Genomic DNA, 13,992 nt, shown 5'->3' with positions numbered 1-13,992 from the left:
AATGGTCGCATTCGACGCCAATGAAGCGCTGACGCCATGCCGCGAGGGTCGCGGCATCGGGGCCATTCTGTTCGACCGCGAGCGGCTGCGGCAAGCCGAGATCGGCCTGTTCTCGCCCCAGCACTGGGGAAGCAGGGCCCGGCCGGTGGGTGAGGGCGGCCGTGGCAGCGCCTGGTTGGTTGATGCGCCGTTCGGCCCCAGTGTGCTGCGCCACTACCTGCGCGGTGGCCTGGCGGCGAAGATCAGCCATGACCAGTACTTCTGGCGTGGCGCGGACCGGACCCGCAGCTTCGCCGAATTCCGGCTGATGCGCGCGCTGCGCGAGAAGAAGCTGCCGGTGCCACGGCCAATCGCCGCGTTCTACATGCGCGAGGGCCTGCGCTACCGGGCCGCGATCCTGATGGAGAGGATCGAGGGTGTCCGTTCGCTGGCCGACCGCGCGCTGGTCGCCGGCCGGGGCGCACCGTGGGAGGAGACCGGGCGGCTGATCGCCCGCTTCCATCGTGCCGGCCTGGACCATGCCGACCTCAATGCGCACAACATCCTGTTCGACGGCAATGGCCATGGCTGGCTGATCGACTTCGACCGCGGGGTGATCCGCATCCCGGCCACCGCCTGGCGCGAACGCAATCTCAAGCGCCTGCTGCGCTCGCTGATCAAGCTGCGCGGCGAGCGCAGCATGGAAGACGTGCAGAAGGACTACGCGCGGCTGCGCCGCGCCTATGACATGGCCTGGAACCGGGGCACCTGATGGACTGGTCGTTGCGTTTCCTCGGCGTCGGCAATGCGTCGGCGGTCGAGCTGGGGTCGCCGATGTCGGTGATCGAGCGGGACGGGCGTCCGTGGCTGACCATCGACTGCGGCGGCGAAGGCCTGACCGCGTTCAAGGCGCACTACGGCCACATGCCGCAGGCGTTGTTCGTCACCCATGTGCACCTGGATCACGTGGCGGGCTTCGAGCGGCTGTTCGTCGATACCTTCTTCAACGCGCACCGGCGCGGCAAGGTGCGCCTGTATGTGCCTGCCACCGTGGTGCCGCTGCTGCACAGGCGCATCGGGGACTACCCGAACGTGCTGGCCGAGGGCGGCGCCAACTTCTGGGATGCCTTCCAGCTGATCGTGGTGGGGGAGGCGTTCTGGCATGAGGGCGTGCGCCTGGAGGTGTTCCCGGTGCGCCACCACTGGCCGGAGACCGCCTATGGCCTGCGCCTGCAGGGCGCGCTGACCTGGAGCGGCGATACCCGGCCGGTTCCGGAGATGCTGGCCCGCTTCGCCAATGACAACGAACTGATCGCGCACGACTGCGGCCTGCACGGCAACCCGTCGCATACCGGCGTGGACGACCTGGAGCGCGAGTACAGCGCGGAACTGCAGGCGCGGATGATGCTCTACCACTATGCCAGCGTGGCCGATGGTCAGGCGCTGGCCGCGCGCGGCCACCGCGTGGCGCAGCCGGGGCAGTGCGTGCCGCTGGCCAACCCCACTGCACCGCACGTGCTGGCGCAGGATCCGCCGTGAGCGGTGCCGGCCAGCCCGCCGACGCGACGCTGGCCGCCGAACTGGAGGCGCTGGAGCGCGCGCTGCATGCGCCGCAGGTGCGGGGTGATCGCGCGTCCCTTGCGGCCCTGCTGGACGAGGATTTCAGCGAGATCGGCAGTTCCGGGCAATGCTACGGCCGTGATGCGGCGTTGCAGGAAATCCCATTGGAGCGCGCGCAGGTGCTGATCGAATCGGAACAGTACGCGGTGTGGTTGTTGGTCGAGGATCTGGCCCAGGTGCGCTACCGCAGCCGCTATCACGTCGATGGCCAGGCGCAACGCTGGGTGCTGCGCAGCTCGCTGTGGCGCCGGCATGGGCAAGGGTGGCGCGTGGTGTTCCACCAGGGCACGCCCGAGGCACGGTAGCACCGGGCCATGCCCGGCGAAGGGCGCCAACCAAGGCTGGCATCTACCAGAGGCGGGGCGTCGCCGGAAAAGGCGATGGCCCCGCCGGCTGACCTCGGCGCCCGCGTCGATCGATACCGTTGCTGCCTTCCGGCCCTGGCGGGATTTTCGACCTAGCGTCGCGAGGGGCCGACGGGGCCACCATAGAGACGTTGGCCGCCCAGTGGGCGGCCGGTTCACGGATCAGGGGAAGCAGCGCGCGATGCGCCGGAGACCACAGCCGGACTGCACATCGGCTGGCCGATGGCAGACGACAACTATAGCGCAGGCAGGTACATCGACGCCAGCTTCGTGCACTGAATCGGCTGTAACCCGCGTCTGCTGGCAACGCCCCGGGCCGACCGGCGTTGCTAGAATGCCGGCCAGGAGGAACGACCTCCCCCACATTGGGAATCAATGACCAGGACGGCCTGGCCCTACCAAGAGGAGGGCTGTCATGGCCTGGATCTATCTGTTGTTTGCCGGCCTGCTGGAAATCGTCTGGGCCGTGTCCATGAAGCAGTCCGAAGGCTTCACCAAGCTCACCCCCACCGTGGTTACGATCATCGGCATGATCGCCAGCTTCTGGCTGCTGGCGGTGGCCATGCGCAGCCTGCCGCTGGGCACCGCCTACACGATCTGGACCGGCATCGGCGCGGTCGGCGCGTTCGTGGTCGGCATCGTCTTCCTCGGCGAGCAGGTCAACCCGATGCGCATCGGCGCAGCGGTATTGATCGTTTCCGGCCTGGTGCTGATGAAACTCTCGAGCAGCTGAACGCATCTGGTTGGGCGGAGAAGGGAATCTCCGCCTGCTGCAGGTATATGCATTTTCGGCAAAATCATTTTGTCCGCCCGTTTTATTTGACGCGCGTCATGAAAATAACGAGCGTGATTCACATGCCGCTGGCGCCATCGGCCGCACAGTGCGGCCATTCGTCATGCGAAATCGGGGAGTTTTCGCCTTGACGGACACGTTGGCCTGCCTGTTCCAGGTGCGGTCGCGTGAAGATGTGAAGATTTTCAGAAGTTAATGGAGCCAGGCCTTGTTCCCGTGCCGGGAGCCGGGGTGGGCCGCATTGTCTTCAAAAAAACCTGCCTGCAATGCCATCCGGTCTTTTCATGGAGATTTACCGATGAACCGCATTTACCGTCTGGTTTTCAATCGTGCCCTCGGCGTAATGCAGGTTGCTTCGGAGGTCGCCCAGAATCCCGGCGGAAGCGCGGTCTGTACGGCACGGGTGCCGCGATTGCGGGCGCACCAGCTGGCGGTGGCACTTGCGGCCACGATGGCCAGCGGATCGGCATTCGCGGCGTGCAACACGGTGACCAACACGGTGACCTGTGACCCCGGAACCACCATCAACAACTACAGCAACAGCACGTCAGGCATCACGCTGAATGTCCTGGCGGGCGCGACACTGCGCACGCCGCCCGTTGTCGGCGGCGGCAACGCAGCAACGCTGACCGGCGACAACGTGACGGTCAACAACAGTGGCACGATCGATCCGAGCTCGATCATCCTCGCGTCGCCCGGCCTGGTGGTCGGCAATGGCCTGGCCAACAACAGCGCGATCATCGTCAACAACAATACCGGCGGGCAGATCAAGGGTGTCGTCAACCTTGCAACCCTGCTGGGTTTTGGTGGGCAGGCACTGGTTGCGCAGAACGTCAACGGCACGACCACCATCAAGAATGATGGCCTGATCAGCATGTCGTTGATCGGGCTGGGTAGTGTTTCCGATGCGACTTCGGTGGTGACCTATGGTGGCGCTGCCGCCAACGTGACCAACAACGACACGATCAACGGGCGGGTCGGCCTGGGCGCTTCGACGGGCAATACGTTCCTCAATGCAGGAACGGTCAACGGCAGCGTGCACCTTGGCGATTCGACCGGGGGAAATACCTTTACCGCGCTGGCCGGCTCTGCCATTTCCGCCGCTGGAGGCGTTGCCGCCGCCGGCACGATCACCGGCGTTACCGGGGTCAAGGTTGCCGCTGCAGGCACCGTCAATGCAGGTGCCGGTACCGGTGCCGCCAACAACACGCTGGTACTGCAGGACAACGCCACCAACAACGGTCCGCTATCGAGCATCGGATGGACCAACTACATCGGCTTCCAGAAGCTGACCGTCAACAGCGGCACCTGGAACCTGCAGGGACCGTGGTCGGGAGCCGGCGCGGTGACGCTCAATGGCGGCCTGGCCAACTTCAACGATGCCGGCGCTTTCGGTTCCGGCACGATTACAGGTGCCGGCGGCAGCATCGCTGCGAGCACCGGCGGCCTCAATCTGGCCAACAACTTCACGCTCAACAGCGGCCTGGGCCTGACCCTCGGCGGCAGCAACGCCTTCAGTCTGGGCGGTGTGCTGGCTGGCGCTGGCGGCCTGGCGATCAACAACACCGGCATCGTCACTCTCGGCGGCGCAAACCTGTTCTCCGGCGGCGTCAACCTCAATGCCGGCGGCCTGCTGCTGGGCAATGCGGGGGCTCTGGGCTCCGGCGCCCTCACCGTTGGGGGCACGGCGTCGCTGGACACCACCGCCGCGTTCAACCTGAGCAACAACCTGATCGTCAGCGGGGGCGGCACGCTCAATCTGCTCGGCAACAACAGTCTTGGCCTCAACGGTTCGATCTCCGGCGCCGGCAACCTGGTCAAGGCCGGTCCGGGTACGCTCACCCTGAATGGTGCCAACCTGCTCACGGGCTCCTTCTCGATCACCGGTGGTGCGTTGGCATTGGGTGCCGGTGGCAGCCTGTCGCCGACCAGTGCGATCTCGTTGAGCGCAGGTACCAACCTCGATCTCTCGGTTGCGGCCAGCCAGACCATCGGCTCGCTTGCCGGATCCGGTGCGCTCAACCTCGGCGCGCGCAGCCTCACGTTGGGCGGCCTGAACACCAGCACCACCTTCTCCGGCGTCATCGGCGGTGTCGGTGGCGCGCTGGTCAAGGTCGGCACGGGTACCCAGACCCTGTCTGGTGCCAATACCTTCACCGGCGGCGTCGCGCTCAACGGCGGCGGCCTGCTGCTGGGCAATGCAGGCGCGCTGGGCACCGGCGCACTCAGTGTCGGCGGCAACGTGTCCCTCGATGGCACCGGGCCGCTTGCTCTCGCCAACGCGGTCAATCTGGGCGCCGGCAGCATCCTCAGTCTGTCCGGGAACCAGGCGTTGACCTTCAACGGCGTCATCGGCGGTACCGGCAGCCTGGTCAAGAACGGCGCGGCTACCCTGACCCTCAACAACGCCAACACGTTTGGTGGAGGGCTGTCGCTCACCGCCGGTGGACTGGTGCTCGGCAACGGTGGTGCGCTGGGAACCGGCGCATTGAATGTGGGTGGTGCAGTGACGCTTGATGCCAGCTCGGCACTGACCGTGGGCAACGGCATCAACCTGGGGTTGGGTGGTTCGCTCAATGTGCTGGGGGGCAACGCGCTGACGCTGGGCGGCGTGATCGGTGGTACCGGCAGCCTGGTCAAGAACGGCGCCTCCACGCTGACGCTGGGTGGGGCCAACGGGTTCACCGGCGGCCTGAACGTGAATGCAGGCAAGGTGGCGTTGGCCAGTGGCGGCAGCCTGGCGGCAACCGGGGCGGTGAGCCTGGCGGGGGCCGGCGCCGAACTGGATATCTCGCTCGGTGGCAACCAGACCATCGGTGCGTTGTCCGGTGTGGTGGGCAGCACGCTTTCGCTGGGCAGCAGTACGCTCACCTTCGGTGATGCCACCAACCAGACCTTCGCCGGTGCGATCGGCGGCACCGGTGGCCTGATCAAGCAGGGCACCGGCGTGCAGACGCTGACCGGCGCCAATACCTTCAGCGGTGGGGTGAATCTTGCGGCCGGTGGCCTGGTGCTGGGCAATGCCGGTGCGCTGGGAAGCGGTGCGCTGACGGTCAGTGGCACCGGTTCGCTGGACACCACTGCTGCGCTGAACCTGGGCAATGCGATCAACCTCGGCGCGGCGCTGACCCTGCCGGGCAGCCAGAACCTGACGCTGGGCGGCGACATTACCGGCACCGGCAGCCTGGTCAAGAACGGCGCGTCGACACTGACCTTGAATGGCACCAACACCTTCAATGGTGGCTTGAGCGCAAGCGCCGGCGCCCTGCTGCTGGGCAACAGCGGCGCACTCGGCACGGGGACGCTGGGCATCGGCGGCAGCGTCTCGCTCGATGGCAGCGCCCCGCTGAATCTGGCCAACAATGTGTCCCTGGGCGCGGGTGCCGCGCTGTCGCTGCCCGGCTCGCAGGCGATCACGCTGGGTGGGGTGGTCTCCGGTGCGGGCAGACTGGTGAAGAACGGCGCCACCACCTTGACCCTCAATGGCGCCAACACCTTCGGCGGCGGGGTGACCGTCAACGGTGGCGGCCTGCTGCTGGGCAATGCCGGTGCGTTGGGCACCGGTGCACTATCGGTGGGCGCCAATACCACGCTGGACAGTTCGGTGGCGCTGAATCTGGCCAACAACGTCAACCTTGGGACCAGTGCCGTACTGAACCTGCTGGGCAGCCAGAACGTTTCACTGGGCGGTGTCATCAGCGGCACCGGCAGCCTGGTCAAGAATGGCGCGGCGACACTGGCGTTGAATGGGCCCAATACCTTCAGCGGGGGTGTTGGCCTCAACGCGGGTGTGCTGCAGCTGGGCAATGCACTGGCATTGGGTACCGGTCAGCTGGACGTGGGCGGCAACGCTTCGCTGGACGCCACAACGGCGCTGACCGTAAGCAACAACATCGGCCTCGCTGCCGGTGCCAATCTTTCCGTGCTGGGCAGCAATGACCTGACGCTCACCGGGCCGGTATTTGGTGCAGGTGGGTTGACCAAGGATGGCGTGGCACGACTCACCCTGTCCGGTGCCAATCTCTATACCGGCGGCACCACGATCAATGCCGGTGTGCTGGCGTTGGGGGCAGGCGGCAGTCTGGCCGCGACCGGTGCGGTGAACCTTGCTGGTGCGGGCGCGATACTGGACATCTCCGCAGCCGGTGCAGCACAGACCATCGGCACCCTGAGCGGCGTGGCGGGCAGCCAGCTTGCACTGGGCGCGCAGTCGCTCACCTTCGGCGGTGCCAGCAACGGCAGCTTTGCCGGTGTGATCGGTGGTACCGGTGGCCTGATCAAGACGGGTACGGGCGTGCAGACGCTGTCCGGTGCAAACACCTTCAGTGGTGGCCTTGCGCTCAACGCGGGCGGATTGGTGCTGGGCAATGCCGGCGCCCTGGGTACCGGTGCGCTGGGCATCGGCGGCACCACCACGTTGGACAGCACGGTGGCGCTGAACCTGGCCAACGCGGTGAACTTTGGCGCAGGCACGCAGCTGACCCTGGGCGGCAGCAGCGATGTCACCCTCGGTGGCGTGGTGGCCGGCAACGGCAGCCTGATCAAGAACGGTGCCGGCCTGCTGACGCTCAACAACACCAATACCTTCGGTGGCGGCCTGACCTTGAACGGCGGTGGCCTGGTGGTCGGTGCGAATGGTGCGCTCGGTACCGGCGCGCTGGCGGTGAATGCCAGCACCACGCTGGATGCGGGCGCGGCGGTGACGCTCGGCAATGCGGTCACGCTGGGCTCGGGCGTTGCACTGACGTTGCCGGGCAGCAATGCGCTGACGCTGTCGGGTGTGGTCGGTGGCAACGGCAGCCTGATCAAGAACGGCGCTACCACGCTGACGCTGTCCGGTGCCAATACCTACACCGGCGGCACCACCATCAATGCCGGTACGCTGGCGCTGGGCACGGGCGGCAGTCTTGCCGCAGCGGGTGATATCACGCTGGGCGCAGGTGCTGGCTTCGATATCTCCGGTGCCGGCAGCAGCCAGACCATCGGCGCGCTCAACGGTGCGGGCGGAAGCACGCTGACGCTGGGCGGCAATTCGTTGACCTTCGGCACGGCCGGCAATGCCGCCTTCGACGGCGTGATCAGTGGCGGTGGCGGTCTGGTCAAGGTAGGCGCGGGCGTACAGACGCTGTCCGGCGCCAACACCTTTGGCGGCGGCGTGACGCTCAACGCCGGCGGGCTGGTGCTCGGCAATGACGCGGCCCTGGGCACGGGGGCATTGACCGTCGGCGGTGCCGCCACGCTGGATACCACCGGCCTGGCAACGCTGGCCAACAACATCGCGCTCAACGCCGGGCTGACCGTGCTCGGCAGCAATGCGCTGACGCTCAACGGTGTTCTTTCCGGGGCCGGCAGCCTGACCAAGAATGGCGGCGCAACGCTGACCTTGAATGGCATCAACACCTATACCGGTGGCACCAACATCAACGCCGGCACGCTGGCGCTGGGTGCTGGTGCCAGCCTGGCGGCGAGCGGTACCGTCAACCTCGCCACCGGTGCCACGCTGGATCTGTCTGCTGGCAGCGGCACGCAGGTGTTCGGCACGCTGGTCGGCAACGGTACGGTGAACCTCGGTGCCAACTCGATCGAAGTCGGCGGCGCCACCAATGGCACCTTCAGTGGCTCGATCGCAGGTACCGGTGGCCTGACCAAGGTCGGTACGGGCATCGAAACGCTGACCGGTGCCAACACCTACACCGGCGGCACCTTCATCAATGCTGGCACGCTGGCGATTGGCCCGGGCGGCAGCCTGGCGGCGACCGGTGCGGTGACGCTGAGCGCTGCAGGCACCGGCTTCGATATCTCCACCGCAGGGGCCAACCAGACCATCGGGTCGTTGAACGGCGTGGCCGGCTCGACGGTGAGCCTGGGGGCACAGACGCTGACACTCGGTGGTGTGGGCAGCAGCCTCTTCGATGGCGCGATTTCCGGCACCGGTGGCCTGGTCAAGAACGGCGCCGGCATCCTCACGCTGGGCGGCGCCAATCTGTTCAGTGGTGGCGTTGCACTCAACGGCGGTGGACTGGTGGTCGGCAACAACGCTGCGCTCGGCAGCGGTGCGTTGACGGTCGGAAGCAACGCGACACTGGATGCATCGACCGGCGTCAACCTGGCCAACAACATCAACCTCGCATCGGGTGCCAATCTTGACCTGCTCGGCAGCCAGGCGCTGGCGCTGGGCGGCGTGATCTCGGGTACGGGTGGGTTGATCAAGGACGGTGCGGCCACCGTAACCCTGAGCGGTGCCAACACCTACACCGGTGGTACCACCATCAACAGCGGCACGCTGGCGATCGGTGCCGGTGGCAGCCTCGCCGCAACCGGCGCGGTGAACCTGGCCGGCACCGGCACGCTCGATATCTCGGCGGGCAACCAGGCCATCGGTTCGCTGGCCGGCGTGGCTGGCAGCACGGTGGCTCTGGGCGGCAGCACGCTGACCCTGGGCGGCACGGTGGACAGCACCTTCAACGGTGCGATCAGCGGCAATGGTGGCCTGATCAAGAACGGCGCAGGCGTGCAGACGCTCAATGGCGCCAGCACCTTCAGCGGTGGCGTGGCGCTCAACGCCGGTGGCCTGGTGGTCGGCAACAACGCTGCGCTGGGCACCGGTGCGGTGACGGTTGGAGGCGCGGCTACGCTCGATTCGAACACCGCGGTGACGCTGGCCAACAACTTCATCCTCAACAACGGATTGACCGTACTCGGCAGCAACAACCTCACCCTCAACGGCAACCTGAGTGGTACCGGCAGCCTGACCAAGGAGGGAGCAGCGACGCTGACCTTGAACGGCACCAATACCTATACCGGTGGCACCAACATCAACGCCGGTACGTTGGCACTGGGCGCCGGCGCGAGCCTGCACGCCAGTGGCATCGTCAACCTGGCCTCGGGTGCGACCTTCGATCTGTCGGCGGGTAGCGGCACGCAGCAGTTCGGTACCCTGATCGGCAGCGGTACGGTGAACCTGGGCGCGAACACGCTGACGATCGGAGGCGCTACCAATGGCACCTTCAGTGGTTCGGTGGCGGGCTCCGGTGGCCTGATCAAGGAAGGTTCGGGTACCCAGACGTTGACCGGCACCAACACCTTCACCGGTGGCACCACCATCAACGCTGGCACGCTGGCGATCGGCGCCGGTGGCAGCCTGGCTGCGACCGGTGCGGTGAACCTGGCCAACGCCGGTACCGCCTTCGACATCAGTGCGGGTGGCCCGCAGGCCATCGGCTCGCTGGCCGGCGTGGCCGGCAGCACCGTGGCGCTGGGTGGCAGCACGCTGACACTCAATGGCGTGGGCAACACTACATTCGCTGGTGACATCACCGGCACCGGCGGCCTGGTGAAGAACGGCGCTGGCATCCAGGGCCTGACTGGCAGCAATACCTTCAGTGGCGGCGTGGCACTCAATGCCGGTGGCCTTGCCTTGGGCAACAACGATGCACTGGGAACCGGCACGCTGACCGTGGGCGGCAATGCCAGCCTGGACGGCACCACCGCGCTGACCCTGGCCAACACCGTGCAGCTGGCCAGCGGCACGCTGACCCTGGCCGGCAGCAATGCGCTGACCTTGAACGGCCCGATCAGCGGCGCTGGCGGCCTGCTCAAGGATGGCGCAGCGACGGTCACCCTGGGCGGTGCCAGCACCTATACCGGTGCCACCACCATCAACAGCGGCACGCTGGCGGTGGCGGCCGGTGGCAGCCTGTCCGGTGCCAGCACGGTGAACCTGGCCGGCGCTGGCACGTTGGACATCAGTGCCGGTGGCAGCCAGAGCATCGGTGGCCTGGCTGGCGTAACCGGCTCCAGCGTGGTGCTGGGTGGTGCAACCCTGACCACCGGCGGCAACAACGGCAGCACCACCTTCGGCGGCGTGCTCAGTGGCACCGGCGGCCTGGTGCAGAGCGGCACCGGCACGCTGACCCTGAGCGGCGACAACGTCTATACCGGCGGCACCACCATCAATGGCGGCAGCACGCTGCAGATCGGCAACGGCGGCAGCACCGGCTCGGTGCTGGGAGACATCACCAACAACGGCAGCCTGGTCTACAACCTCGGCACCACGGCAACCGTGGGCGGCGTGGTCAGCGGCAGCGGCGGGCTGACCCAGGCCGGCGGTGGCACGCTGGTGCTGACCGGCAACAACACCTACACCGGCGGTACCACCATCAATGCCGGTGGCACGCTGCAGGTCGGCAACGGCGGTGCGAGCGGTGCGATTGTCGGTGACATCACCAACAACGGTGCGCTGGTGTCCAACGTGACCGGCAACGCCACGCTGGGCGGCACCATCAGCGGCGCTGGTGGCCTGACCCAGGCCGGTGCCGGCACGCTGACCCTGACCGGCAACAACACCTATACCGGCGGCACCACCATCAATACCGGTGGCACGCTGCAGGTGGGCAATGGCGGTGCGACCGGCGCCATCACCGGCAACGTCGCCAACAACGGCAGCCTGGTGTTCAACGTCGGCGGCAACACCACGGTCGGTGGTGCGATCAGCGGCAGTGGTGGCCTGACCCAGGCCGGCGCCGGCGTGCTGACCCTGGTCGGCAACAACAGCTACACCGGCGGCACCACCATCAATGCCGGCGGCACGCTGCAGGTGGGCAACGGCGGGGCAACCGGCGCCATCGCCGGTGACATCACCAACAATGGTGCGTTGATTTCCAACGTGGCCGGCAACACCGCGCTGGGCGGCACCATCAGCGGTACGGGTGGCCTGACCCAGGCGGGCAGTGGGTCGCTGGTGCTGACCGGCACCAACACCTACACCGGCGGTACCACCATCAACGCCGGCGGCACGCTGCAGCTGGGCAATGGTGGTGCGACGGGGTCGATCGTCGGTGACATCACCAACAACGGTTCGCTGGTGTCCAACGTGGCCGGCAACACCACGCTGGGCGGCACCATCAGCGGCAGCGGCGGCCTGACCCAGGCTGGCAGCGGCACACTGACCGTGACCGGCAACAACACCTATACCGGCCCGACCACCATCACTGCCGGTGGCACCCTGCAGGTGGGCAATGGTGGCGCCACCGGTGCGATCGGCGGCAGCGTCACCAACAACGGCAGCCTGGTGTTCAACGTGGGGGGCAACACCACCGTCGGCGGCGCCATCAGCGGCAGCGGTGGCCTGACCCAGGCCGGCAGCGGCACACTGATTCTGGGCGGCAACAACACCTATACCGGCGGCACCACCATCAACACCGGCGGCACGCTGCAGGTTGGCAACGGCGGCGCGAGCGGATCGATTGCCGGCAACGTCAGCAACAATGGCAACCTGGTGTTCAACGTCGGTGGCAATACCACCGTCGGCGGCACCATCAGTGGCAGTGGTGGCCTGACCCAGGCCGGCAACGGCACCATCACGTTGACCGGCAACAACACCTACACCGGCGGCACCACCATCAATGCGGGTGGCACGGTGCAGGTCGGCAACGGCGGGGCCAGCGGTTCCATCACCGGCAACATCAGCAACAACGGTGGCCTGGTCATCAACACCGGTGGCACCACTACGCTGGGCGGCACCATCAGCGGTGGCGGCAGCATCGTGCAGGCTGGTCCGGGCGGTCTGAACCTCGGCGGCAACAGCGGTGGTTTCAGCGGTACCGGCCAGGTCACCGGCGGCGGCCTGAATGTCACCGGCAACATCGGCGGCCAGTGGACCATCGGCAGCGGCACCACGCTGTCCGGCACCGGCACCATCGGTGGCACCGGCGGTGGCGTGACGGTATCCACCGGCGGCGTGCTGTCGCCGGGCAATGGCCCGGGCAACGGCAGCGGTGCGGGCAATGGCACCAGCACGATCACGGTGGGGGGCAACCTGACCCTGTCGCCGGGCAGCACGCTTGGCATCGATCTGGGTGCCACCGGCAGCGACACGGTGCAGGTGGGCGGCAGTGCCAACGTGGGTGGCAGCACTGTGCAGGTGAACACCATTTCGCCGAGCACCAGCTACCAGCAGGGCCAGCAGTACACCGTGGTCAACGCGGGCGGTGGCGTGAGCGGGCAGTTCGCCTCGGCGACCACGCCGTCGGCCTTCCTGACCATCACCCCGGTCTATACCGCCAACACGGCCAACCTGCAGATCGACGTGGCGCAGACCGCGGCATTCACCACGGCGGCGAAGACGCGCAACCAGTACAACACCGCTGCAGCGCTGGACAGCCTGCCGCAGAGTGGTTCGGCACTGGGCCTGTACAACACGCTGTTGATGTATGACGCGGGTACCGCGCGCGCGGCGTTCGACCAGCTGTCCGGTGAAGTGCATGCGGCCAGCCGTGCGGTGCTGCTGTACGACAACTACCTGGAAGAGGGCATCCGCCAGCGTCTGGGCAGTGAGCTGCCGACCGTGCGTGGTGAGCGTGCCTCGGCCTGGCTGGCCGGTAGTGGCAAGGTGTTCCGCCAGGACGGTGACGGCAACGGCGATGACATCCGCTCCAACCGCAATGCGCTGATGGCGGGCGTGGACTGGCAGCTGGGCGAGCACGTGGTGCTGGGCGCGGCCGCAGGCAACGAGCGGCTGGATACGCGCCTGTACGATCGCAGCTCGCGGGCCCGCCTGCGCGGCAACACGTTCGGCCTGTATGCGCAGGGCCAGTGGAACAACGGCTTTGCGGTCGGTGGCAGCGTATCGCGCGGTGATTACCGCACGCGTACCACGCGTGAGGTGCCGCTGCTGGGCCAGACCCTGTACAGCCGCCAGGACTCGGATGTGACCATCGCGCAGGTGGAGGGCAGCTGGACCTGGACCCACGGCAAGACCCAGCTGCAGCCGTACGTGCAGTTCACCAAGCACTGGGTCGACAGCGATCGCGCAGTGGAGCAGGGCGGCACCGCTGCACTGGAGCTGGAAGGCGGCAAGGACACGCTCAATGTCAGCACCGTGGGCGTGCGTGGACGCTGGGACGTGGGCAGCGGCGAGCGCTTCCCGGCGCAGCTGACCGTCGGCCTCGGCTGGCAGCACGCTTCGGGTGACACCGATGTGGCCAGCCGCAACCGCTTCGCCGTCGGTGGCAATGCCTTCGACGTCTACAGCGCGGTGATGGCACGCAATGCGCTGGTCAGCCAGGTGGGCGTGGCGGTTGGGCTCGGCCGCAACAGCCAGCTGTCGATGTTCGTGCAGGGCCAGCACGGCGATGGCCGCCGCGATGTCGGCGGGCAGATCAACCTGCGCGTCGGATTCTGAGCAGGGGATGCCAGCGGTAGATCCACGCAAGGCGTGGATCTACCGGCCGCAGG

5 protein-coding genes and 1 other RNA gene are annotated in these 13,992 nt (G+C 67.2%); 5 read left to right on the top strand and 1 reads right to left on the bottom strand.

Features of this window, described 5'->3' with window-relative positions; translation table 11 throughout:
• Position 1: 1 nt before the first annotated feature.
• The 3 genes from AC13GF_RS02905 to AC13GF_RS02895 are packed head-to-tail and all read left to right on the top strand — an operon-like array spanning position 2 to position 1,904.
• Positions 2 to 751 (top strand): 3-deoxy-D-manno-octulosonic acid kinase, encoded by a 750-nt coding sequence (locus AC13GF_RS02905; protein ID WP_295554485.1) that lies wholly within the window; start codon positions 2 to 4, stop codon positions 749 to 751.
• Positions 751 to 1,518, top strand: coding sequence for an MBL fold metallo-hydrolase (locus AC13GF_RS02900; protein WP_126930337.1), 768 nt, complete (start codon positions 751 to 753; stop codon positions 1,516 to 1,518). The genes AC13GF_RS02905 and AC13GF_RS02900 overlap by 1 nt, the downstream gene beginning before the upstream one ends.
• The gene (locus AC13GF_RS02895) at positions 1,515 to 1,904 is read left to right on the top strand and encodes a nuclear transport factor 2 family protein (RefSeq protein WP_483003177.1); all 390 of its coding nucleotides are present in this window, start codon (positions 1,515 to 1,517) and stop codon (positions 1,902 to 1,904) included. The genes AC13GF_RS02900 and AC13GF_RS02895 overlap by 4 nt, the downstream gene beginning before the upstream one ends.
• A gap of 78 nt (positions 1,905 to 1,982) precedes the next feature.
• Here AC13GF_RS02895 and ffs read toward each other — a convergent pair.
• Positions 1,983 to 2,079, bottom strand: an RNA gene (ffs, locus tag AC13GF_RS02890) — signal recognition particle sRNA small type.
• A gap of 300 nt (positions 2,080 to 2,379) precedes the next feature.
• On the opposite strand from ffs, the gene AC13GF_RS02885 reads away from it, so the two are divergent.
• On the top strand, positions 2,380 to 2,697 hold the full coding sequence (locus AC13GF_RS02885) for a DMT family transporter (RefSeq protein WP_099553816.1): 318 nt from the start codon (positions 2,380 to 2,382) through the stop codon (positions 2,695 to 2,697).
• A gap of 358 nt (positions 2,698 to 3,055) precedes the next feature.
• Positions 3,056 to 13,939, top strand: coding sequence for an autotransporter-associated beta strand repeat-containing protein (locus AC13GF_RS02880; RefSeq protein WP_483003175.1), 10,884 nt, complete (start codon positions 3,056 to 3,058; stop codon positions 13,937 to 13,939).
• Positions 13,940 to 13,992 lie beyond the last annotated feature (53 nt).

It is taken from the genome of Stenotrophomonas sp. 22LJNL06-5-1 (genome assembly GCF_056861455.1).
The sequence above is the reverse complement of the archived record's forward strand: the minus strand, read 5'-3'. Positions and strand labels throughout refer to the sequence as shown.